General features: G+C 50.8%; 19 protein-coding genes, 1 other RNA gene and 1 pseudogene. 7 read left to right on the forward strand and 14 right to left on the reverse strand.

Annotation, left to right across the window (positions count from 1 at the left end):
- Positions 1-173: 173 nt before the first annotated feature.
- Entirely contained in the window at positions 174-782 is a 609-nt protein-coding gene (locus FHS90_RS19715) for a C40 family peptidase (RefSeq protein ID WP_182514302.1), read from the reverse strand.
- A gap of 125 nt (positions 783-907) precedes the next feature.
- On the opposite strand from FHS90_RS19715, the gene FHS90_RS19720 reads away from it, so the two are divergent.
- Entirely contained in the window at positions 908-2,713 is a 1,806-nt protein-coding gene (locus FHS90_RS19720; protein ID WP_246387245.1) for a M61 family metallopeptidase, read from the forward strand.
- A 465-nt stretch (positions 2,714-3,178) separates the two neighbouring features.
- On the opposite strand, the gene FHS90_RS19725 is transcribed toward FHS90_RS19720, so the two are convergent.
- From FHS90_RS19725 to FHS90_RS19735, 4 genes are all read right to left on the reverse strand, one after another.
- On the reverse strand, positions 3,179-5,125 hold the full coding sequence (locus FHS90_RS19725) for a KUP/HAK/KT family potassium transporter (protein WP_066833399.1): 1,947 nt from the start codon (positions 5,123-5,125) through the stop codon (positions 3,179-3,181).
- Between the two features lie 888 nt (positions 5,126-6,013).
- Positions 6,014-6,634, reverse strand: coding sequence for a BamJ family beta-barrel-assembly machinery protein (gene bamJ / locus FHS90_RS19730; protein WP_066833393.1), 621 nt, complete (start codon positions 6,632-6,634; stop codon positions 6,014-6,016).
- Positions 6,635-6,738: 104 nt separating this feature from the next.
- Positions 6,739-6,867 (reverse strand): hypothetical protein, encoded by a 129-nt coding sequence (locus tag FHS90_RS22665; protein ID WP_277620009.1) that lies wholly within the window; start codon positions 6,865-6,867, stop codon positions 6,739-6,741.
- A gap of 568 nt (positions 6,868-7,435) precedes the next feature.
- The gene (locus FHS90_RS19735) at positions 7,436-10,876 is read right to left on the reverse strand and encodes a methylmalonyl-CoA mutase family protein (protein WP_182514303.1); all 3,441 of its coding nucleotides are present in this window, start codon (positions 10,874-10,876) and stop codon (positions 7,436-7,438) included.
- Between the two features lie 516 nt (positions 10,877-11,392).
- On the opposite strand from FHS90_RS19735, the gene FHS90_RS19740 reads away from it, so the two are divergent.
- Complete coding sequence (locus FHS90_RS19740) at positions 11,393-12,019, forward strand: trimeric intracellular cation channel family protein (protein ID WP_066833391.1); 627 nt, start codon at positions 11,393-11,395, stop codon at positions 12,017-12,019.
- 327 nt (positions 12,020-12,346) lie between these two features.
- Positions 12,347-13,273 carry a DUF808 domain-containing protein gene (locus FHS90_RS19745; protein WP_182514304.1) on the forward strand — a complete coding sequence of 309 codons (927 nt, stop codon included), beginning with the start codon at positions 12,347-12,349 and terminating at the stop codon, positions 13,271-13,273.
- Positions 13,274-13,401: 128 nt separating this feature from the next.
- Here the strand turns inward: FHS90_RS19745 and FHS90_RS19750 are convergent, their stop codons facing one another.
- On the reverse strand, positions 13,402-14,307 hold the full coding sequence (locus tag FHS90_RS19750; protein ID WP_182514305.1) for an alpha/beta fold hydrolase: 906 nt from the start codon (positions 14,305-14,307) through the stop codon (positions 13,402-13,404).
- A gap of 75 nt (positions 14,308-14,382) precedes the next feature.
- Complete coding sequence (locus tag FHS90_RS19755; protein ID WP_182514306.1) at positions 14,383-14,964, reverse strand: Crp/Fnr family transcriptional regulator; 582 nt, start codon at positions 14,962-14,964, stop codon at positions 14,383-14,385.
- Between the two features lie 376 nt (positions 14,965-15,340).
- Between FHS90_RS19755 and FHS90_RS19760 the strand changes: the two genes are divergently transcribed.
- Both FHS90_RS19760 and FHS90_RS22670 read left to right on the forward strand, forming a co-directional pair.
- Positions 15,341-16,045, forward strand: coding sequence for an IS110 family transposase (locus FHS90_RS19760; protein ID WP_182514307.1), 705 nt, complete (start codon positions 15,341-15,343; stop codon positions 16,043-16,045).
- A gap of 12 nt (positions 16,046-16,057) precedes the next feature.
- Positions 16,058-16,336: pseudogene (locus tag FHS90_RS22670) on the forward strand (transposase); the annotation flags it as partial.
- A gap of 96 nt (positions 16,337-16,432) precedes the next feature.
- On the opposite strand, the gene FHS90_RS19770 reads toward FHS90_RS22670, so the two are convergent.
- Positions 16,433-16,801 (reverse strand): hypothetical protein, encoded by a 369-nt coding sequence (locus tag FHS90_RS19770; RefSeq protein ID WP_066833379.1) that lies wholly within the window; start codon positions 16,799-16,801, stop codon positions 16,433-16,435.
- Between the two features lie 269 nt (positions 16,802-17,070).
- Between FHS90_RS19770 and FHS90_RS19775 the strand changes: the two genes are divergently transcribed.
- Positions 17,071-18,093: an IS110 family RNA-guided transposase gene (locus tag FHS90_RS19775; protein ID WP_182514308.1), complete on the forward strand. Its 1,023-nt coding sequence runs from the start codon at positions 17,071-17,073 to the stop codon at positions 18,091-18,093.
- Positions 18,094-18,184: 91 nt separating this feature from the next.
- Here FHS90_RS19775 and FHS90_RS19780 read toward each other — a convergent pair whose 3' ends face one another.
- From FHS90_RS19780 to FHS90_RS19805, 6 genes are all read right to left on the reverse strand, one after another.
- Positions 18,185-18,643, reverse strand: coding sequence for a netrin-like domain-containing protein (locus tag FHS90_RS19780; RefSeq protein ID WP_182514309.1), 459 nt, complete (start codon positions 18,641-18,643; stop codon positions 18,185-18,187).
- A 90-nt stretch (positions 18,644-18,733) separates the two neighbouring features.
- On the reverse strand, positions 18,734-19,339 hold the full coding sequence (locus FHS90_RS19785) for a hypothetical protein (RefSeq protein ID WP_182514310.1): 606 nt from the start codon (positions 19,337-19,339) through the stop codon (positions 18,734-18,736).
- Positions 19,340-19,427: 88 nt separating this feature from the next.
- A complete protein-coding gene (locus FHS90_RS19790) occupies positions 19,428-19,937 on the reverse strand; it encodes a hypothetical protein (protein WP_066833372.1) in 510 nt (169 codons plus the stop codon).
- 98 nt (positions 19,938-20,035) lie between these two features.
- On the reverse strand, positions 20,036-20,554 hold the full coding sequence (locus FHS90_RS19795) for a hypothetical protein (protein ID WP_066833368.1): 519 nt from the start codon (positions 20,552-20,554) through the stop codon (positions 20,036-20,038).
- Positions 20,555-20,862: 308 nt separating this feature from the next.
- An RNA gene (gene rnpB, locus FHS90_RS19800) (RNase P RNA component class A) lies at positions 20,863-21,316 on the reverse strand.
- 93 nt (positions 21,317-21,409) lie between these two features.
- Entirely contained in the window at positions 21,410-22,369 is a 960-nt protein-coding gene (locus FHS90_RS19805; protein WP_182514311.1) for a Smr/MutS family protein, read from the reverse strand.
- A gap of 309 nt (positions 22,370-22,678) precedes the next feature.
- On the opposite strand from FHS90_RS19805, the gene FHS90_RS19810 reads away from it, so the two are divergent.
- The gene (locus FHS90_RS19810; protein ID WP_182514312.1) at positions 22,679-23,332 is read left to right on the forward strand and encodes an acetoacetate decarboxylase family protein; all 654 of its coding nucleotides are present in this window, start codon (positions 22,679-22,681) and stop codon (positions 23,330-23,332) included.
- Positions 23,333-23,827 lie beyond the last annotated feature (495 nt).

Below are 23,827 nucleotides of genomic sequence, written 5' to 3' on the forward strand. Positions count from 1 at the left end.
TTCGGTTATGACAAAAGCCACTTAAATAACAAGGACAAAACAGACTGTGTCCTTAACTTCGGCAGAATCGCAGCATAAACTGTCCGAAGTATTGCCTAAAAACAGCCCGAAAACACATTTTAGGCAGTTAGTCCCTATTTACTCCTGCCGGAAAGTTCGCCTCCCGCTCTGTCTTATGGCAATACCCGCCGCACATCTAGAAACCGCTTCTGGTAAAGGGTGCCTTCCACTTCACTCACTTTAACGCCGCCGTTAGAGGAGGAGTGTACAAACTGAACGGCCTTGGGCGGGTTGGTGATGACAATGCCCACGTGCCCAGGGGTACGGTCCTTCAGGTTGGTGCCGGTAAAAATGATCAGGTCCCCTTTTTTAGCCTGTTGCAACGGGACCGTATCGCCAATTTTTGATTGAAGGGTGGAGCCGTGCGGAATGTCTACCTTGAACTCCCCAAAGACGTAGGTGATGAAGCCCGAGCAGTCAAAGCCTTCTTCTGTCACCCCGCCGTACGTGTACTCCGCCCCGTACCGCTGCAGGGCGAACGCCACCAGGCTGTCGGCTTTGGTGGCGTAGTCCCCATCCAGCACCCCCAGCTTGGCAGAGGACCCGCCTGCTGTGTTGGCGGTCACCTTCTCAGAAGCTGAGTCAGCATGAAACGCCCGGTCCCCCCCGTCCAGACTGGTACGCCGCACCGCCGGCCCCAGCACACTCCCTGCCCCAAAAATAGCTTTGTAAAGCACCAGCAGCAGGAGAACTACCCCAAATCCAATCCAAATCCTTTTCATAGGGTTTCTTTTATATTCCATACGTGAACAGGTGAAGGGGAGGTTGCCAACACCGGGCCAACTTTGGAAAAACCACTGTTTTGCCGTAATATTAAAGTTTTACAAATACTAACTAACCCTACATCATGCTACAAAAGAATTTAGCCAAGGTGGCTGGTTTGCTGGTGGTTCTGGCGTTTGCCATTGTCACCCAGGCCGCGGCGGCACCTTCTATCTCTTACAGGCTCTCTATGCCAGAGCCCCATACGCATTACTTTGAAGTAGAGATGAGCCTCTCTGGCTTTAAAGGCAAAACCCTTGACCTCACCATGCCGGTGTGGGCCCCCGGCTCTTACCTGGTGAGGGAGTTCGCTAAAAATGTAGAGGGCTTTGAGGCCTTTGCCGGCGGCAATAGGGTGGCCGCTGACAAAATTGACAAGAATACCTGGCGCATCGCCTCCGGCGGAAAAGACGTAACCGTGAAATACAGGGTCTACGCCTTTGAGGTAAGTGTGCGCACCAGTTTCATTGACGCCAGCCACGGGTATGTCAACGGGACCAGCGTGTTCATGTACCCGGAAGGGAACAAGAACCTGCCATCTACCTTAACGGTGGTGCCTTTCAAAGGATGGAAAACCGTGTCTACCGGTCTGCCCAAGGTAGAGGGCCAGCCGTTTACGTACCGGGCTCCAGATTATGATGTCTTAGCAGATGCGCCCATTGAAATAGGAAACCACCAGGTGTTTTCCTTCAAAACCAACGGGGTGCTGCATGAGGTGGCCATGTACGGTGATGGCAATTATGACCCCAAACGGTTAATGGCAGACATGCAAAAGGTGACCGAAACCGCCGTAAAAGTTTTTGGCGAGCTGCCTGTGAACTATTACCTCTTCATTGTACAGAACCTGGAGCGCGGCGGCGGCGGGCTGGAACACCTGAACTCCACCACGTTACAAACCACGCGTACCACCTACGGCACGGAGCGGGGCTACAAAGGTTTCCTGAACCTGGTGGCGCATGAGTATTTCCACCTCTGGAATGTGAAACGCCTGCGGCCAATTGCCCTGGGGCCGTTTGATTACGACCAGGAGAACTACACCAACATGCTTTGGGTCTCTGAAGGCTTTACCAGCTATTATGCAGATTTGATCCTGCGCCGGGCTGGCTACACCTCAGATAGCGACTATTTAGAAAAACTTGCGGCTGGCATTACCAGCGTGGCCAACTCCCCGGGCAACAAAGCCATGTCTCCCGCTGAGTCTAGCTTCAACGCCTGGATCAAGCAGTACCGCCCAGACGAGAACTCCTACAACACCAACATTTCCTACTACACCTCTGGGGGTGTTTTAGGTTTGCTGCTGGACATGGAGATTCTGAAAGGGTCTAACGGCAAAAGCAGTTTAGATGATGCCATGCGGTACCTCTATGACCAGTACTACAAGAAAAAAGGCCGCGGTTTCACTGATAAAGAATTCCAGCAGGGCGTTGAGAAGTTTGTCGGCCATTCTCTGGAGAGCTTCTTCAGAGACTTTGTGTATAACACCAAAACCCCGGACTACAGCGCTTACCTCACCACGGTGGGCGTAACCTTAACAGATGTGAACAAAAACCAGAACGAACCGTTTCTGGGGGCCGGCATTTCTACGGCAACCGGCAAGCCGGTGGTGACCAGCGTCATCCGGAACGGCAGCGCCTGGCAGGGTGGTCTGAATGTCAATGACGAAATCATAGCCGTGAATGGCTACCGGTTGTCAGATGACCTGAACAAATCTATTCCGGCGTATGCGGTGGGAGATGTACTGGAGCTGGTGGTAAACCGCTCAGGCCAGATACTGGTTCTCCCCATCAAGCTGTTGAAAAACGAAACGGTGAAATACGTTGCCAGCCGCGTTCCAACCCCTACAGAAGCGCAGAAAGCAGCCAATGCCACCTGGCTGCATCTGCAGAAATAGACTTTTTAAGAAGCCTTGAAAAGGGAGCCCCTGGGCTCCCTTTTTTTTGTGCCTGCCCAGATCATCTAGTGTTCTTTCTGTTTTTGGGCTGTTTTGCCCAAAACAGCCCAAAAACAGAAAGGGGAGGTTCTATTCGCGTTGAGTTTTCAGCAGGTATTGTCTTGGTTGCGTCATGAGCCGTGGGGGCAGGGCAGAACACTCTGAGGAAAAGCAATCTGAAAGTTAAACCTGCATTTCTGTTAGCAAGACCGAAGCCAGAAATTGCCCGCGCCGGTGGCACTCCGTTTAAATCAGTGCCGAGAAGTGGCTGGTGGTGTTTTCGATTATCCCTCTGAAGGGGAAGGGGGCTGGCATCTCTGTTTTCGGGCTGTTTTTGTGAAAACAGCCCGAAAACAGATTGTAACTCCTGTAATAGAAAAGCGGGGCAAAAGCCAATGCTTTTGCCCCGCTTTTTCAAAGGAGGGTTTACAGAATACGCTTCAGTTCAACCTCCCTGGCTGGTTTGATGATGAGCGGCACTTTTTCAACTTTAACAGAGCTGGTGTCCAGCCCAAACCACTTTCCTTCTGAGGCGGTGAACTGTTTTATGTTGAAGTACGACTGCATGATGGTGTTTTCCCAGAAGGGGAGGTCGTTTTCATAGCTCAGGAATTTCTCCAGTACCACAAACCTGAAGTCTCCTATCACATTCTGTTTGTTCAGGGAGCTGTAGCGGCTGGTAATGTCTACCTCGCCGTTCTGCACCAGGTCCTCCACCACTTTCCGGAAGAACAGGTTAATGCGCTGCTCCACCCGGAAACCCAGCCGGAAGTCAATGCGCACCACATCCTGCGCCGCCAGAACGTTTACCTTGTACTCCATGGTGTACGGCTCATCCATGGTGTTCACGTGCACGAACCAGTAAATGTCGGCCCGTTTGGGGCGTTTCTGAAAGATGGAGTAAATGATCTTTGATTCAATCTCAGAGGTTCTCTCGGCACTGGTCATGAACACCAGGTGCGTACTGTATTTGGGAATGGAGTCGTCTTCGCTCAGCTCCCGGAGCATGGGCACGTAGTCAGAAAGCCGTACGTACTCGGTAAGCCGGCGCTTGATGAAGAAGGCTTTGAGCCAGATGTACATGATGCTGATCAGCAGGAAGCCTATCACCAGTGACACCCATCCGCCGTGCGGGAATTTAATGAGGTTGGCCACCAGAAAAGACCCTTCAATGGCCAGGTACACCGCCAGGAACAGAAACACCCAGATGCGGGCGGTACGCTTGGCAATGAGATAATAGCTCAACAGGGTGGTGGTCATGAGCATGGTCATGGTAATGGCCAGGCCGTAAGCCGCCTCCATGTTCTCTGACTTCTCAAAATACAGCACCACGCCAATACAACCAAACAGCAGGAGCCAGTTGATGCTGGGTACATACAGCTGCCCTTTCACGTTGGTAGGGTAGATGAGCCGCACCTTCGGCCACATGTTCAGCCTGATGGCCTCGCCAATCAGCGTAAAGGAACCCGTGATCAAGGCCTGGCTGGCTATGATGGCGGCAATGGTGGCAATGGCAATCCCGAAGATCAGGAACCAATCTGGCATTATGCCATAAAAAGGATTAGTGGTGGAGAGCAGTTTCAGTTCCTGCCCTTCAAACTGCATCAGCCACGCCCCCTGGCCAAAATAATTGAGCAGGAGACAGGCTTTCACAAACGCCCAGCTGATTCTGATGTTGCCTTTGCCGCAGTGCCCCAGGTCTGAATACAAGGCCTCTGCCCCGGTGGTACAGAGAAACACCGCCCCCAGCAGCCAAAAGCCCCCCGGGTAGTTGACCAGCAGATCATACGCGTAGTACGGGTTGAACGCCTTTAGCACCTCCGGGTGCTGCATGACAGATAACCCGCCCAGCACCGCCAGCATACTGAACCAGATGAACATCACCGGCCCGAAGGCTTTGCCCACAATCTGCGTTCCAAAACTCTGCATCAGGAACAGCAGCGTGAGAATGCTGATGACAATAGGCACCGTGGGGATGTGCGGGTAAAGGATCTCCAACCCTTCCACCGCTGAAGAAACCGAGATGGGAGGGGTGATGATGCCATCTGCCAGCAGCGCGCTTCCCCCTATAATGGCCGGGACCGTGAGCCATTTGGCATGCCGCCGCACCAGAGCGTATAACGAGAAGATCCCGCCTTCGCCCTTGTTGTCTGCCCGCAGGGTCAGGATCACGTACTTGATGGTGGTCTGGAGGGTAAGGGTCCAGACCACGCACGAGATACCTCCGTAGACCAACGTGGAGTTAATGGGGGAAGCCCCAATGATGGCTTTCATCACATACAAAGGAGACGTTCCTATGTCCCCGTAAATGATGCCTAGAGCAATGAGCAGACCGGCCCCCGAAACCCGGTGGGCGTGGCTAGTATTATTCATTTGGTATGTGTTTAATTCCCTCTTCCCGCAAAGCCATTCTTTAAATTGATTTGGTGCAGGTTAAGCTGATACCATTCCTTTTCCCGCACCTGGCCTGCCTAGACAAGCGGCGCCAAAATTAGCAGGTGGTTTAATAATATTTACGTTTTGCCTCCATTTAATTTAAACAGGTAGATTCCTGTGGTTGACCAGCACCGCCGCGCAGGTAACTTTCTGTAAGAGAAGGCGAGGTGAACCCGCCAGCCATGGGTATGAGAATACGCCCACCACAGCAGGGAAGAGCAAGGTCAGGGACTTAATTCAAGTCTGATGGGAAGTGAGGGAGGATGGTTTTTTAAATGCTGCCTCTTTCCTTTTTTGGGGGGGCAGGAAGGAATTCCCGCTGTTTTCGGCCTGTTTTAAGAAAAACAGGCCGAAAACAGAACTGTTGTTTCAAGCGTTCTTTTTTGTGGCCGCTTCCGGAAAGGAACGTCACAGGCAAGGGAGCTTGGGACAGTTATGGGCAGACCATGGCCTGTTGAAGCAGTAAGACGTGTAAAATTCCTGCGCCCGCGCACTTCTTTTTTCGGGCTGGCGCCAGCCAACCTTTGTTTCTGTTTTGGAGCCGTTTTCACAAAAACAGGCCGAAAACAGTCATAATCCCTCTATTGTGAAGCACGGTTAACATGCTCATTGTGGTTGCACCACCTGAGCACCAATTCTGAATGTAAGCTTTGCCGGCTGATACTGCGGTGGAACCGTTTTTTTGGGAAATGCGCCTTGCCAGATGAGGGGCGGCTTGCCGCTATGGTGAAGAGACAAAAGCCTTTAGTGGGGAAGGGGTAAAAAAGAAGAAGACCTGCTTTGCAACAGGTCTTCTTTGTAGGTATCAATGAACCTATGTAGCTATTAATGAACCTGCAACAGTTCCACATCAAAGATAAGGGTAGCGTTGGGCCCAATGTCAGCACCGGCTCCGCGCGCGCCATATGCCAGGTTGCTGGGAATGTACAGACGCCATTTGTCGCCCTCTTTCATGAGTTGCAGGGCTTCGGTCCAGCCGGCAATTACCCCGTTTACCGGGAAGGTGGCGGGTTCTCCGCGCTCATAGGAAGAGTCAAACACGGTGCCGTCAATCAGGGTGCCATGGTAATGGGTGGTCACGTTTGAGCTTCCGGACGGGGTCTTGCCTGATCCAGACGCCAGCACCTGGTACTGAAGGCCGCTCGGTAAGGTGTTCACGCCCTCTTTGCCCTTGTTCTCCTGCAGAAAAGCTTCCCCCTCTTTTTTATTCTGCTCACCGGCCGCCCCGGCGTTTGCCTGCTGCTTCTCCTGCATCTGGAGCTGCAACTGCATCATAGAAGACTGTACCTCTTCCTGGCTAAGCTTTGAGGGGGTACCTGCAAGGGCTTCCTTCAAGCCAAAAAGGAGAGACTCCGGCTCAATGTCAATGCCTTGTTTTTTGAAGTTAGCGGCCATGTCACGGCCAATAATGTAGCTGATTTTCTGTGAAAGGTCTTTTAATTCCATAGTGTTTATTTTGGGTAAAGGTACGGCGCTCAGCTGAAATAGATGAGCAAAAAAAGTAAAACCCCGCCAGGGCGGGGTTCAGAGGTTCAAAGCTTATACAGGGTTTAGAGATACAGGTGGGTTTCTTCGTCTGAGAGGTCAATAGACAAATCTGGAGTAGAAAGCCAGGTTGAGGCCAAGATGCCCAAAGCGCCTATAACTAAGAGGGACGAGAGTGTAGAAATTGTTTTCATGGCCTGCAGTTATTTTTGGTTTATACTATAAACGTAAAATAATGCAAATGAGTTTACTCCAGTGTGTTCTCCAGGTTATGCTTTAGTTAAGGTTATAGCTTATGCCTGTTAAACAGCCCGCTATGAAGGAATTATGTTCTGTAGGGCAGACTCAACCTTAGGCGGAAATTCTCTGTTAACCCCATAACGGCAGATGTAAATTATCTAAATCACTACTTCCTGTTCATTGCCCATCCACTTTATTTTCACCCCTGGTTGGGAACGGCCAGGACGGGGATTCAGCAGCTAAATCTGTCCTGGCAATGGCCGCCATGTTCAGTGGGATGCCCTATCTCAAAGCGGACAACAGATATTAAATTTTCCTCCCGAAGGGATTGAAAACACCAGCCGGTTTCAGTGGTTCTTCAATTTAGTGTCTCCATTGCACAAAGCTGATAGAAACCTGCCGTTGCATTATGGGAGCGATACACCTGAAATGCCCTCAAACCCTCATAAAAAAAGGAGCCGACGTTTATCGGCTCCTTTTCTGAAAACAGGTTAAAAACAGCGTTGGCTCTGGCCAAAGGTTTTACATGTTCCGGCGGTATTGTCCGCCTACGGCAAACAGGGCATTGGTGATCTGGCCCAGAGAGCAGTATTTAGACACTTCCATGAGCGCGTCAAAGATGTTACCGTTCTGGATAGCCACCTCCTGCAGTTGCTTAAGCATTGCCGGGGCTTTGTCAGCGTGCCGGGCGTGCAGTTCCTGCAGCATGGAAATCTGGTACTGCTTCTCTTCCTCGGTGGCCCTGATGACCTCTGAAGGAATCACCGTAGGGGAGCCCTGGCTGCTCAGGAAGGTGTTCACGCCAATGATGGGATACTCGCCGGTATGCTTGAGCGTTTCGTAGTACAGGCTTTCCTCCTGAATCTTACCACGCTGGTACATGGTTTCCATGGCGCCCAACACGCCGCCGCGCTCGGTAATCCGGTCAAACTCCAGCAATACTGCCTCTTCTACCAGGTTGGTCAGTTCCTCAATGATGAAGGAACCTTGCAGCGGGTTCTCGTTTTTAGCCAAGCCCAACTCGCGGTTAATAATGAGCTGAATGGCCATTGCCCGGCGTACCGATGCTTCAGTAGGGGTTGTAATAGCCTCGTCATACGCGTTGGTATGCAGGGAGTTACAGTTGTCATAAATCGCGTACAGCGCCTGCAGCGTGGTTCTGATGTCATTGAAGTCAATCTCCTGCGCGTGCAAAGAGCGGCCCGAGGTCTGGATGTGGTACTTCAACATCTGCGAGCGGGCGTTGGCGCCGTATTTCAGCTTCATGGCCTTCGCCCAAATTCTGCGGGCTACTCGCCCGATGACCGCATATTCAGGGTCAATGCCGTTGGAGAAGAAGAAGCTCAGGTTGGGCGCAAAGGCGTTGATGTCCATGCCGCGGCTCACGTAGTACTCCACAAAGGTAAAGCCGTTGGCCAGCGTAAACGCCAATTGGGAAATAGGGTTGGCGCCCGCCTCGGCAATATGGTAGCCTGAAATAGAAACCGAGTAGAAATTGCGTACGTTGTGGTCAATGAAATACTGCTGTACGTCACCCATCAACCGCAGCGCAAACTCGGTGCTGAAGATACAGGTGTTCTGCGCCTGGTCTTCCTTCAGGATATCGGCCTGCACGGTACCGCGTACCGAGGCCAAGGTGCGTTCTTTGATTTGGGCATACACCTCGGCGGGCAACACCTGGTCGCCGGTCACACCTAAGAGCATCAGGCCCAGGCCATCATTCCCTTCGGGCAGGTCGCCTTGGTAGCGGGGGCGTTTCTGGCCTGTTTTCTGGAAAATAGCCTCAATCTGGGCTTCCACTTCAGCCTCCAGACCGTTCTCTTTGATGTAGAGTTCGCACTGCTGGTCAATGGCGGCGTTCATGAAAAAGCCGGTCAACATGGCGGCCGGACCGTTGATGGTCATAGACACCGATGTCATGGGGTGCGCCAGGTTGAAACCGGAATACAGTTTCTTGGCATCATCCAGGCAGGCGATGCTCACCCCGGAGTTTCCTATCTTCCCATAAATGTCTGGGCGCAAATCCGGGTCTTCGCCATACAGGGTTACGGAGTCAAAGGCGGTGGAGAGGCGCTTGGCCGGCAAGCCTTTGCTCACATAGTGGAAACGGCGGTTGGTACGCTCCGGCCCGCCTTCGCCCGCGAACATACGGGTAGGGTCTTCGCCTTCACGCTTGAACGGGAACACGCCGGCCGTGTACGGGAACTCGCCCGGCACGTTCTCCTGCAGGTTCCACTTCAATAAATCGCCCCAGGCCTCATAACGCGGGGTGGCTACTTTGGGGATTTCCAGGTGGGAGAGGCTGGTGGTGTGGGTTTTCACCTTGAGCACCTTATCGCGTACCTTGAACTCGTAGAATTCGTTTTTGTAACTCTGCCGCTTCTCAGGCCATTGCTCCAGCAGCTTCTTGTTCTGGCCGTCCAGCTTTAAAGCAGTTTCTTCATAGGCGTACTCCAACCCTTTGATCAAGCGGTCTTTATCTTCTACCTCAATGGCCTGGATGGCTTCAATAGACTGCCGGATGCCGTACAGTTTCTGCGCCACGGCGGCCTGATCCTGCACCCATTTGTCATAGCTGCGGTTGTTCTCGGCAATCTCAGAAAGGTAGCGGGTGCGGCTGGGCGGAATGATGTACACTTTCTCAGACATCTCGCCGGTGGCCTGCATCTGAGAGTCAAACGTGACGCCGGTCTTCTCAGATATCTTCGCCATCACGGCTTTGTACAGGCGGTTCATGCCGGGGTCGTTGAACTGCGAGGCGATGGTGCCGAACACCGGAATTTCCTCATCAGACACGTCCCAGAGCTGGTGGTTGCGCTTGTATTGTTTCTTCACGTCGCGCAGCGCATCCAGGGCCCCGCGCTTGTCAAACTTGTTCAGCGCAATGATATCGGCAAAATCCAGCATGTCAATTTTCTCCAGCTGGGTGGCGGCGCCGTACTCGGGCGTCATCACGTACAGGCTGGCGTCTGAATGCTCAATTATCTCGGTGTCTGACTGGCCAATGCCCGAGGTCTCCAGGATGATCAGATCAAAGTGGGCGGCCTTCACAATGTCTACGGCGTCTTGCACGTACTTGCTCAAGGCCAGATTGCTCTGGCGCGTGGCCAGCGAGCGCATGTACACGCGGCTGTTGCTGATGGCGTTCATGCGTATTCTATCGCCCAGCAGGGCACCGCCGGTTTTGCGCTTAGAAGGGTCCACCGAGATAATGGCGATGGTCTTGTCCTGAAAATCCATCAGGAAACGGCGCACCAGCTCATCTACCAGAGAAGATTTTCCGGCCCCGCCGGTACCCGTAATGCCCAGCACGGGGGTGGTCACCTCACCCCCTGGCCCCCTCTCCCGCGGAGAGGGGGTGTTTTTATCTCCCTCTCCGTGGGAGAGGGCTGGGGTTAGGTCTTTTTTTACCTTCGCAAATTCCTCCGGGAAGTTCTCAGCGGCAGAGATAAGGCGGGCAATGGATTTGATGTCTTTTTCTTTCAGGTGCTTCACCTCGCCGTTCAGGTTCTGACCCGTGGGGAAGTCACATTTCTGGAGCATGTCGTTGATCATGCCCTGCAGGCCCATGGCGCGTCCGTCGTCTGGGGAGTAGATGCGCGCGATGCCGTAGCCGTGCAGTTCCTCAATCTCAGTGGGCAGAATCACGCCGCCACCGCCGCCAAAGATACGGATGTGGCCGCAGCCCCGCTCCTGCAGCAGGTCATACATGTATTTGAAGTACTCCAGGTGGCCGCCCTGGTAACTGGTGATGGCAATGGCCTGGGCATCTTCCTGAATGGCGCAGTCCACAATCTCCTGCACCGAGCGGTTGTGGCCCAGGTGAATGACCTCGGCCCCCGATGCCTGGATGATGCGGCGCATGATGTTGATAGACGCGTCATGGCCGTCAAACAGAGAGGCGGCCGTTACAATTCGGATGTGGTTGACCGGTTTATAAGGTTGTACAGTGGTAACTGACATTTGTTAGGTTGCTAGTGATTGGTATGCGAAAGTACGAATTTTAAGATAGAATGGAACGGGCTGGCAAAAGTCACCCGTCCTGTTTCTGGCCTACTTTTCTGAAAACAGCCAAAAAACGCTATTTGTTCAGTTGGTCAATTGCTTACCGTATTCCTCTACTCACAAGCAACAAAACTGACAGCAGAAGAGGGAAGAGGTGACGCCATGGAAAAAGCCTGCGGCAGAAGAAGGTGCTATTGATTAGGGTACACCATTGGCAATAGGAGGCGGTACCCCTTTTCTGTTTTAGGCCTGTTTTTCTGAAAACAGGCCTAAAACAGAAAAGGGGTGGGGCCGCTGCAGGCACGGAAGAAACGATCACGTGAACACAGCAAGAAAAGGCTCGTTTGCTCCCGCAAAAGGGGGATAAAATGCCTGTTCCTGTTTGCGTCATCTGTTTGTAGGGGCAGTACAAATTTCAGCAGCCTTTAGATTTTCTGCCGCTTATGCCGTAGTTTCATCTTTCACTTGCCGCCTATGCCAGACTTGCCCTCCTTTGCGCTTATTCCTGTTATTGATGTAGTGGGAACGTTTGTGTTCGCCATCAGCGGCACACTTACCGCCGCAGATAAAAAACTGGACCCGTTTGGCGCGAGTGTGATTGCGTTTGTGACGGCGCTGGGCGGAGGTACTTTGCGGGACCTTTTGCTCAACCTGCAGCCCATCTGGATGCAGGAAGAGAGGTTTCTGGTAACCGTTTTTGTGTCAGTGCTGGTCACCCTGGTTTTCAGGAGAGACATTGGCCGATTCAGGCGCACCATGTTTTTGTTTGACACCGTGGGAATTGCCCTCTTTACGGTGTTGGGAATGGAGAAAGCCCTCCGGCTGGGTGTGCCCCCGCTGATAGCCCTGGTGATGGGGGTGGTAAGCGCTGTTTTTGGCGGGGTGGTGCGGGATATTCTCTGCAATGAGATCCCGCTTATTTTCCGGAGGGAAATCTACGCCACGGCGTGTCTGGCGGGCGGGGTGACGTACCTGCTCATGCGCCTGGCTCCCGTTCCCGCCGAAGTCCCCTTCGGCGTAGCCGTGGGCATTATCATCCTGATCAGGGTTTTGGCGGTGCGGCTAAAGTGGGCCTTCCCGAATCTGAGCGCCGGGGAATAGTCTGTTTTAGGCCTGTTTTTGCGAAAACAGGCCTAAAACAGAGAAGCGTTTATGGTGGTGACCCTCTGCCAACTTATTCCGGCAGGGGCCGTTTCTAGCTTGGTGTAAATCACAGTTATTCACCCCCAGGCCTGTCTTCTGCAGAAATGTTGGCCATTGCCTATGATTCTGGCGCGGTTGCTTTATCTTTAAGCGGTCAATTCTGTAAAAAAGGGTCTGCTTGCCGGAAGCTGAGGAAGAGAGGCGAAGACGGGATTGCACAAAAAAATAGAGATTTGTCCCAGGACTGAAAGAAGAATTTAATTCCCCATAAACAACTATAACCTAATGGCCTCAGGTCTTCTCGCTCTTTTAGATGATGTGGCGGCGCTGGTGAAAGTCAGTGCGGCAAGTTTAGATGATGTACCCACGCAGGTAGCCAAAACCACCGGCAAAGTGTCTGGCATTGTGATTGATGACACCGCTGTCACGCCTAAGTACGTGGTAGGGCTGGACCCTTCGCGGGAGCTTTCCATCATCTGGCAGATTGCCAAGAAATCTTTTATCAACAAGGTTATTTTTCTGGGGCCGGCGGCTTTGCTTCTGGGATTCTTCGCCCCGTGGGCCATTACCCCCATCTTGATGCTGGGGGGCGCCTTTCTTTGCTTTGAAGGCTATGAGAAGGTGCACGGCATGTTCAGCCCCCATGCGGCGGAGGAGGCGCAGGCGGCCGGTGACGTGCAGGTCATCACCCCTGAGGAACTGGAAAAGGAGCGCGTGACCAGCGCCATCAGAACAGACTTTATCTTGTCGGCTGAGATTGTAGCCATCACCTATTCTACCGTAGCCGACCAGCCGTTGCTCAACCAGATTGCTGTGATGTTGGCCGTGGCCATTTTCATTACCGCCGCCGTGTACGGTTTTGTGGGGCTCATTGTAAAAGCAGATGACATAGGCTTGCACATGGCCAAGAAGAACAATGCCTCAACCCAAAAGATTGGCCGCGGCATTGTTAAGTTCATGCCCAGCTTCCTTAAGATCTTAGGGTATGTGGGGACGGCCGCCATGCTCTGGGTAGGGGCTGAAATTGTGATTCACGGAATTCCTTACCTGCACCATCACCTGGAGAACCTGGAGCACTCCCTGGCCCAAATTCCGGTTCTGGCCTGGTTGGCCAAGGTGGTAGCCTGTGCTGTCTTTGGCATTGCGCTGGGGTTTGTGATTGAGAAAGTAATAGGGCTGGCGAAAGGCTTGTTCAAGTCAAACAACCGGTAAACCTATAACTGCTACTAACTAAGCTTCATTACGGTAAAAAAAGTCCTCCTGAGGGTTCTTCCCATGTTTTTAACCAAGCAGGAAAGGACCCTCAGGAGGACTTTTTTTTAGCAGATGCTGCCCGGTGCCTATAACCGGTAATGCTGTTCCAAAGCGGCCTTATAAGCCGAAGGGTTGTGCAGCCACGGTATATGCCCACTGTTCTTGATGGTGACGGTCTTAGCGGTAGGGTACCGGTTCAGGACAAAGTTTTTGCTTGCATTGTAAATGTCCTGATCCCCGTAAATAATGGTAATCTGAAAGCCTGGGTTTTCTTGTCTGGCAAGTATAGGGTATTTGACAATCTGTGGCCTCGTTTTATTGATGGATTCGGCCCTGAGGTTATCAAAATCAATCTCCAGGCCGTCCGTCTGAATGAAACCATCATTGTAGTTTTTCATCACCTGGGTGAAGAGCCGTTTATAAGCCCTGTCGCTCCCCAGTGCCCCCCACACGTTGTTCCAACCCATTTTTGCCCACTGCCAGTGGGTGCATTTTGACCTGTTCAGCTGCATGACCTCCTTTTCAGTCTGCTGCCATTCTGTATTGGTGCCTGACCCGGGACAGCACAAGAACAGGCTCACAAGCCTTTCGGGGTATTGATTGGCATAGATCTGGGCATAAAGCCCGCCCCAGGAGTGGCCCCACAGGTGAAATTTGTCTAGCTGGTAGTATTCTCTGATGGCTTCTATGTCACTGAGATAGGCTGGCATAGAATAATCTTTGCTTATGCAGGGAGATTTTTTAGTGCCTCTCTGGTGAAAGGTAATTACCTGATAGTTGTCTTTCAGGGTTTGCACTACCTCTACCAGGTCACTGGGAAACCCCGGGCCCCCATGCAGGAGAAGAACAGTTTCTTTCCCGGGGTTAGGGTAAAGGGTGGTAAATAATTTATCGCCTTTGTTATCAAGCACGCTGGTTTCCTGCGCCATACCAGCCTGTACAGTTGCGGTGAAAGAAACCAGTACGGCTAACCTGAAGAATGTATGTCTCATGCCTCAACCTGTTTTTATGGTGAATGAGGCAAAAGTGGACTAAAATACCGCCCCCTCTGTTATCATTTGATAAAATCAATCTTCAAGGGCAAGTTCTTTTCTCAGCCGGCTGAAAGAGACATGGGTGATCCCCAGATAGGAGGCAATGATGTGATGGGGGATCAGGTTTTCCAGCAAGGGGTATCTTCTCCGGAGGGCCAGAAGCCTTTCTTTGGCGCTGAAGGACCGGAAGGTCACTTCCTGCTGGATGCTCTGGACAAGTTCCTGTTCTATCACCCGCTGCCCAAAGTCCCTGAACTCGGCCAGGCTGCTTCTTAACCTGTCCAGTTCAGCCACGGGTATGGCTGCCAGCACCACCTCCGTTAGTGACTGCAAACTGAACATGCTTTTCCCCTGGCTTGTCCTGGCAAAATGGGGGGTGATCACCGCGGGTGCCACATAGAGGCCAGTGGTAACCATTTCTCCCAAATCAGTAAAAGTGTACCGGTGGGAAATACCGGACAAGAGCAGGTATTCAAAGGTGTTTTTCTTACCCTCTGCAAAAATCTCCTGGTTCTTAGTGAACTCTAGCACCTGCGCATGGTTCACAAACTGTTGTCTGGATAAGGAGGAAACAAAACCAAAGCCAGTCAGGATTTCATCAAAGTGATTTGTCATCTTCTCACAAATGAACTGGTTTTCTGCCATACGGGGGGCTATGGCGGCTTGAGGGGCTGAAAGTAAAGATTCACCTCCCCCTGCCTGGCAAATTTAAACCAAAGTTCGGGTATTGGGGAAAAGGGGAGTAGAGGCGCTCGCCGAGGAAACCCAGCTGCCGTTTACACCTTTATATTTGCTATACCTGTACGAGTACAATTTCCTAACTTGGGAAAAGGGAGAGGAGAACTACACGTTTACATAGGATTCTATTCCCCTACATTGTGTTAGTCCTCTCCCTGTTCCCTTCGGTTGAACCTTGACCAGATAGAACACCAGGCTCTCATGCCTCATAAAGGTGGCAGTTGTTCAACCTTCTTTTAACCAAGAGAAAGATATGGAGAAAAACCTTTCCGTCGGCATCGACGTCAGCAAACTTGTGCTGGATGCCACCGTGCTTTTCCCTAATGGTGACCACGCCCACCAACAATTCAAGATCAACAAGGTGGGCTTCGGCCAGCTGCTCAGGTGGGTAGGGAAGTTTATCGCGTATGCGACCTGTAGGACGGTGTTCGGGTTTGAGGACACGGGCGTCTACTCCGTCGGCCTGGGCAGGTTCCTCTCCGAGCTGAAGCTTAAGTATGTCTCGGAGAACGCCTGCCGCATCAGGCGCTCAATGGGCACCGTGCGGGGCAAGGACGATAAGGCTGATTCGCTGCTGATAGCCCGTTACCTGAAAAGGAACCTGGAGGAGCTGAGCTTCAACGGGGCGGCCCCCGACCTGCTGCTGGAGTTGAGCCAACTCTTCTCCCAGCGCGAGCGGCTGCTGAAGGAGAAATCGGCCCACAAGGCGCGCATCAGGGAGCTGAAAGTGTTGGGACGCTGCCTGGACGTGAGGTTTCCCCTGAGAATCGAGAAGGAGATGGTCTGCCTTCTGGACAGGAAGCTGAAGGAGGTGCAGGCGGAGATAAACCGCCTGATAGAGGCCCAGAGGGAGCTGAGGGAGAAGAAGGGGCTCCTGTGCTCAGTGCCGGGCGTGGGCGAGCAGACGGCGACCCAGATGCTCATCCTCACCAGGGGCTTCACCCGGTTCCCCTCTTGACGCAAGTTCTCCTGCTACGCCGGGCTCGCGCCGTTCAAGAACTCCTCCGGCACCAGCGTCAGGGGGAGGACGAAGGTCTCAAAGATCGCCAACAAGAAGATAAAGGCCCTCTTGACCATGGGCGCTCTGGCCAGCATCAAGGCCGGCAACGAGTACCGCAAGTACTATGAGAGGAAGACGGGCGAGGGCAAGCACCCCATGGCCGTGCTCAACGCCATCAAGAACAAGATCGTCAGCCGCATGTTCGCCGTCATCGAGCGCAACACGCCCTACGTGTGCCTGCAGACGTAATGCGTATGCCTACAAATCCATGAAGTAGGTTGGGAGAAGTTCTTGGGAAATTTATGCGCTTTTACTTGATTTTACCATAGAACACAATGTTAGGGGTTAGTTGTTTTTCATTTTTCTAGTCATTCTTGCTTTTAAAGCTCTTTGATTCAACCCCGATTTAAAAGTAAGTTCTAAGAAGTCGTTCATTAACGAATCCATTCTTTTCATTTTCTCTTCTTTCTCAATCCAAACGTCCACTACAGAACCTGCACCACCAAGTAGTTCTGCAGAAATCACTTTCTGCTCAAATAATTCGGGGTCTTCTTTTTGAACAGCGAACAAGATTTCTTTTATCCTGTCCGCCTGAATTGTATATGCTGAGTCGCGAAGGATTTCATAGATTTCTGTCAACAGGTGGTTGAACTTCTCCTCACTTTCTTCGGTGAATTCAATTTTAGAAGTTCTTTTATCAAATAGTCCGAACATTTATATTTTTAATTAACCCCAACCTTTAGTTTAGCCGGATATTAATTTTCTAATGTTAGCATTACCCTTTTACCAACTACTGCTATAACTTAGTAGTAGTTGAAGAGCAGTCAGCGACCTACACGCTAACCAGCCCTGGAGTTCTAATAGACGATTCAGACTGACTGCTTAATTGTTTAACCCGCAGGCAAGGGTCATATAGATTTTCGGGATTTCAGGCCCATCATTAAGGTTTCGATCCAGTGCTTGCTTTACTTAAAACAAAAGGTATGGAAAAGCTCCTGCAAACCCAAGCCTGCGCCTTTATTTTAGGTGTGGATGTGTCCAAAGACAGCCTGGATGTGTGCCTGATCGATTCGCAGACCCAGCAGGCGTCAAGTCAGAAGTTCAACAACAACAAAGAAGGCTTCAGACGCCTGAAAGCCTGGTGCAAACTACAGAGCTGCGGGGCAGGGCCGGAAACGCTGGCCTGCATGGAGCACACCGGCCTTTACACCCGGCAGCTGGTGCATTACCTGCTGGCCAGAGATGTGCGGGTGTGGCTGGAAAGCGCGCTGCAGATCAAGCGCAGCATCGGCATGGCCCGCGGCAAAGATGACCGGGTTGACGCCCAGCGGATTGCCCGCTACGCGCTCCTGCACCAACAGCAGGCTAAATGCGTGAACTTGTCCAGCGTCACCCTGGAGCGGCTGAAGGACCTGCAGGCTAACCGCAGCCGGCTGCTCAAAGCGCTGCAGAGCATCAAAGTCACCATAAAAGAGCTGCTGCAGATAGATCCGGTGTCGGGTAAGACGCTGGAGCAGGTAAACAAAAAAGCGGTGCGTGGCTTGGAGAAAAGCATAGAACAGGTGGAGGAGAGGATGCAGGGGTTTATCCGGCAGGATCAGTCGCTAAAGCAAAAGTATGATCTTCTGACGAGCGTGAAGGGGGTGGGAAAGGTGCTGGCTACTTCCCTGCTGGTTTACACCCACGGTTTTAACCGGATGGAAGACGGCCGCAAGCTGGCCTGCTACTGCGGCGTGGCCCCCTTTGAATATCGCAGCGGAACAAGTGTAAGAGGAAGGACTGGGGTGTCAAGGCTTGCCAACAAAGAGCTCAAGCATGTTTTGCACCTGGCGGCCATGAACAGCGTGCGCTATAATCAGGAACTCAAGGCGTATTTTGAGCGAAAGGTGGCCGAGGGCAAAAGCAAGATGAGCGTGCTAAATGCCGTGCGAAACAAGCTTCTGCACCAGATTGTGGCCGTGGTGAAGAGGGGGACGCCATATGTGATAAAATTGGATAAAGTTTAGCGGGAAATGCTTGCTTTACTCATAGATTTCGTCTAGTGTAAGCGGCGGGCGAGGCCGTCGGCCGTAGCATGACTTATGCACCTTGTTAGCATTAGGTTTTCTTCTTCTTTATTTTTTTAAACGCCCTCAACCTATCTTTTTGATCTGTTGAGAAATTCATTGAGCATATGTCAGTTGTGTACTCACCCTTTTTATTGATGTACCCAAAAATTATATATGTATCTCCTATTTTGAAATATTGGCTGCAATTCGACCAGCTTGGAGTAATTTCAATTTTATCAGTCTTTATTTCTCCTTTGTAGGCTTTTTTTACATTTATTACTACGTTATAGCCACCTTTCCGCCAATAAGGTCCTGGTTCCATAAAGTAGTTTCCTTTTGTCAAGCTGTCTCTAACAAGCTCCACCTTTGCCGATATTACAAAGTCCGAAGAATTATAGCGCTCTTGAGTAGCTGCTTGAAGAGATGTTGTATAAATCCCGCATTTACACGTAATAGAATCTGTCGCTATTACTACAATTAGAAAAGTTAAAAGAATTAGTTTCTTCATATTATAACTTACTGCCAACGGACTAGTATAAACGACGGCGAGGCCGTCGGCCGAAGCTGGCGTTTATACAGTGTTGGCAAGAGTTTTTCTTTATTTTTTAAACAAATCTTCAAATAAGTTACAAGCTTTTACAAACTCTTTATCACCATGAAGGTCAGGACTCCATCTTATCACAAAATGATACTTGTCATCATCTAGACCTTCCAATATCCATTCCTCCCCGTCGAGACCTCGCTCACCGTGAGTGTTTAAATGCCAGAAAGCTATTGATTGTATTCTTGCCTCTAATGCGCTCCAATTTTCTTTGCTCAATAACTTCTTTTCATCAGCAATCAAATTTCCAGACAAGTCCTTTGTGCGTTTAACAATCGATACATTTGAATCCGTCTTTTCTATCCTGTAGGAGGTTGATTCACCCCATGTCCCGATTTTGGTAAATCTGAAAACATTAAAGTCTCTACCGGTATGTTTATACAAGACAGGTTCTTTCAGTCTGACCATATTTTCTGAATACCATTTGTTCATAAAAGTAATCTGTTTGTCATTTTCTTGACCTTCAACACTATCTGGTTTCAATGGGAAATATAAGTCCCCTTCGTTAATAGCTTCATAGTGCGATGTAGAAGAGTGGATATACGAAGAGTTGCAACCAACAAAGATGGTGAGCAGAAAACTTATTTGTAATACCTTTTTCATATATCAAATTTTTGCCAATGGTCTCGTGTAAACGACGGGCAAGGCCGTCGGCCGATGGCTGACGTTTAGGTGTTGTTAGACAGCGTTTTTATTTCTTTCTTTTATAGACATGAAGTTTCATCATTGGATAATATGTGAGGCTTAGCGTTTCCTTTGAGACACCATTTAGTTCATAGTACATGGTGTCATTCTTATTAGACAAAACTATAAACTCTGCTTTCACCTCTGGGTCAACAAATTGAGGAAGTTTATCGGTGAGAGTATATGTGTATTTATTGTCCTGTGTCTCTTCTTCACCTTCATATCCTGAAACCCAGCTTGAGCCAGTTATATTTAAATAGGCTAGACTATCACTTTCATGCACCCATTTTCCTTGCAGTTCAGCGGCGGTACTTACCTGTTTATCCCTTTTTTCTTGTTTTTGGGAATTGTCCGATGATTCTTCTTCCTCTGGTAAGGACGCTTTCATCAAAGGAGATTTACTTGCCAAAGAATCCGTACCACTTATTGATATAGGAGCTTGATTGTTAGCTGCTTCAGGTTTAGCGCATGAATTTAGAAATGTTGAGAAAGTGGCTAAGATTATGAGTTTTTTCATTGATGATTTATTATAAATGCTGTCTAACGGTCTAGCATAAACGACGGGCGAGGCCGTCGGCCGAAGGCTGACGTTTATGCCTTGTTGTGCGTTCGTTTTTATTTCAGAGGTACAGGATAACTAAATCCGAGAGTTTTATCATTCCTTAAATCTTCATAGTCTTCTAAACTTTCTATATAGCCAGTAAAAACGCTCCTTTTACCAAAGCCAAAATACCATTCGTCAGTTTTAGTTAATAAATATTCTTTAAGGTACTCTTCTTCATGTTCTTTACCTGATAAAGAAGGACCTTGTGTAGTCCAAAATAATGTAAAATCTCCAAAAGAACTTTCAATATGAAATTGAGCATTCTCAAAATCAACATTCCTAAGAATATTCTCAATTTTAATAATAAAATTATTCCAGTCTGATAATTCAAATCCAAAATATTTATAGGTAGCAGCAAATCCAAAAATCATATTTTCATAATAGTATGGGATTTCATAATCTCCAAAACTAAACATACTTGTATTTATGAATGGGTATGAATCATCTTTACCTAAACTTTTTATATGATTGACGGATTCTTCATAATCTCGGTCGATTTTGATATAGCCGTACACAGATGTATATTCCATTGTAATTTATTTAATATTTTAAAATGCCGCACAACTCCCGTATAACCGTCATAATCACGTTTATCACCCCTATATACGTACCTAAACATACGGTTTACCCCCAGTTTTAGGCTGATAAACGTAATACACAGCCTAATATAGGATATATCTTTAACAAGATGAAGAGAATCAGATAAATAGGTAGTAGCCCTGCTGAAGTTGCCAGATTCAGGGCCACGAAAAAGAGAGGAATAAAATTCGTGTGCGGGGCTGCTAATGGCGAGGCAAAAGCCAGGCTAAAGAAGATTCTCCAGAATGGATAAATAAAAAAAATCGGCAAGCCTGTAAGCCGGGTTCTGTCCTCTGCCTTGGCGGCAGATGGCTTATCATTTATCTAGGCCCGCCCTCACGGAGGGGCTCCATCAACCTACCCACTGACATCGGACGAGCCGCCCTTAGCCACTCCCGGGGGAGTGACGCTGCCAGCCTATTTGGTCTTTCAACTCCTGAGGTTTACCCAGCCGGACTGGTCGCCCAGCCGCTGGTGCGCTCTTACCGCACCTTTTCACCCTTACCCATTTTTAATTAAGAATTTAAAATTGAGAATTAAGAATGATCCCTAATTCCCCATTCCTAATTAATTAGTGGGCGGTACTTTTCTGTGGCACTGCTGTCACCTGGCCGTCGCCCGCCAGGTGCCTTCCCGTTAGGAAGCAGGATGCTCTGCGTTGCCCGGACTTTCCTCTCCGCCCCAACGGGCGCAGCGATAAGCCGGCTTGCCGATTTTTTTACAAAGGTAACATTATAAATGGGGCAATCTGTTCCTATTTCCGTTTTGGGGCTGTTTTCATGAAAACAGCCCCAAAACGGAAACGGCTACTTCAGGACCACCCGGGTTGCCCCGTACCCGAACTTCTCTTTGCGGGCGTCTTCATAGAACTTGATGTGCGGGTTGCGGCTCAGCAGCTTCTGGATTTCCTTTTTGAGTACGCCGTTGCCGGTGCCGTGAATAAAGATAATCTCGTGCATGTTGGCGGCCACGGCGCGGTCTAAATTGTCCTGAAAAGCGGCCAACTGCGTGCGCAGCAGCTCCGAATTACTTAGCTGCTTGGGGTCCTCATTGGGCAGCAGTTTCTCAATATGCAGGTCCACCTCATGATTGGGCACGGTGACTTTGATGTTATCGGCCGCGGCCGAAGATTCAATCAACTGCTCCTGTATTTGCCCGGGGTTCACCAATGAAGGCTTGGAGTCCAGTTGGAAAACGTAACCTTCCTTCTGCAGCACCGGCGCGGTTTTCTTGCTCTTGTAAAACGAGGAGGCCTTGAACTTCAGCTTGCGGGTCACAGGCTCCAGCAGGGTGTTGGCACCGGTCTTGTGCTGTAGGTATTGCACCACCAGGTCGGGCCATTTGTCAAAGTCGTTTAGGTGCAGGTGCGCCACCGGCTTGGTTTTTTTGGGCGGAAGCTTGTCATTGTGCTGGGCGCGGTAGCCTTTGGCGGTTTCTTCGCCGTAGGTGAACAGCAGGTCAAACTCAGAGTTGTTGACCAGGTGCACCGCCAGCAGATCAGGCGTAGTATGCACCAGGGCCACGTAGATGCCCGCCACGGCAGTAGACGGCACCACCGGCGCGGCTTCTTTTTTCACCGGGGCCGGAGCCGGGGCGTTCCTGAAATGTTGGTCTTCTTCCTGCGCAATGACCACCACCTCGCGGCGCATCACCGGTATGGTGAAATCATTGTCAATGGCCACTTCTACCAGGTTGTTATCCAGAAAGCGGGTAATCACGCCTTGTTCTTTGCCGTGCATAAGGCGAACGCGGTCTCCTATGTTCATATCCAGTTTGGTTCAGTTTTGGGAAAAAAAGGCCAGAAACAGCTTCGGCCGTTAGGCAAAGATACGGGAAATGCGGCTGGCGCGGGGAAGTTAATTAATTGGTCTTTGCCGGCTGTTCTGGCGTTTGGGCATATGATCAACAGGTAAACCATCAGGTGGCAAGGCAGGTGCTACAGATAAGGTAAAGCCGTTTCATTTTCTGTTTTGGGGCTGTTTTCCGGAAAATAGCCCCAAAACGCCCCGCTGCTTTTAGGGCAACTGCCGGTAGAGGATTCCGTTCTGAGGAAAAACACCAACATATTCTGGCCTATGGCACCTGCTGGTATCGTTCCCGCCCCCTGGTTTCTCACGGGCCACGGCGCGGTTTTCCTGTACGCTTTCCCGAAGGCCTTTCTCCGGCAATTCGGATTTCTGGACCCAGACTTGTGCAGGCAGCACAAGCTGGGGCTGGGGGCGGTGATGGCGGTGAAGTATGACACCTCGGGGGTGGGGCCGTACCAGGAGCTGCTCTTTATCCCGGGTATTTTCCGCCGGGGCGGAAAACTCACCTTTGCCATCTCCAAAATTTACGTCTCCACCCACGCCAGCGCCGCCAGCGGAAGTGAGAACTGGGGCATACCCAAAGAGGTGGCCGACTTCCACTTCCAGAAGCAGGGTGACGGGACGCAGCTGTTTGAAGTGAGCCGGGAGGGCCGTACTTTCTTCTCTGCTGAGGTTCACCCCAAAGGCTTTTCCTTTCCGGTTACCACCAAACTGCTTCCCCTGTTCCGGGTGGTGCAGGAACGGCGGGGGCGACTGCTCCTCACCCAGCCGCAGGCCTTCGGCCATGCCCACCTGGCCAACGTGCCGTATTTAGAGGCAGACGCGGCCTATTTCCCGCCTGTACAGCATTTAAAGCCGTTGGCTGTGCTGGCGGTGCAAGATTTTAAGATGGTGTTTCCGGTGGCGGAGGTGCTGCGGTGAAACATTGGCGCAGACGCTCGCAGGTCCTCCGGACGCTACGAGGTCTTTGGAGCAGGCGCAATTGCAGCGGCAAATGGATTAAACCTACCCCTGCCCCTCAGAGGAGTTTTCTGGAATGCGTGGGGTACAAGGCGGTGCCTGGTCTCTACCATTCTCCGAAACGCCTGAACCAAACCAAAGGCAATCAGCAATTTGACAATCAGTAAATCCATGAATGTGCGCAGCACGGGCTCGTCTCAGGCTAGCGGAACTACAATAATTACCTGCAAACCAACTACAACCAGAGAAGCTGATCAGGGAAGGAACCCAAACCAGTCCTGGCGGTGAGCGCCTCTGTTAATACGCTGCCGCAGGCAACGCCAAAGGCGTAGTTTTAACAGCAGTGCGAACTGGCAAGACGGGGCCCCGCGGCCGTGAGCGCATACCGGTAAAGATGAAACAACACAGCTACTAAACCACCGCGTCAAACACCAAAGCCAGGGGAACAGCGAATTA

The organism is Rufibacter ruber (assembly GCF_014138425.1).
GTDB classification, from domain to species: Bacteria; Bacteroidota; Bacteroidia; order Cytophagales; family Hymenobacteraceae; genus Nibribacter; species Nibribacter ruber_C.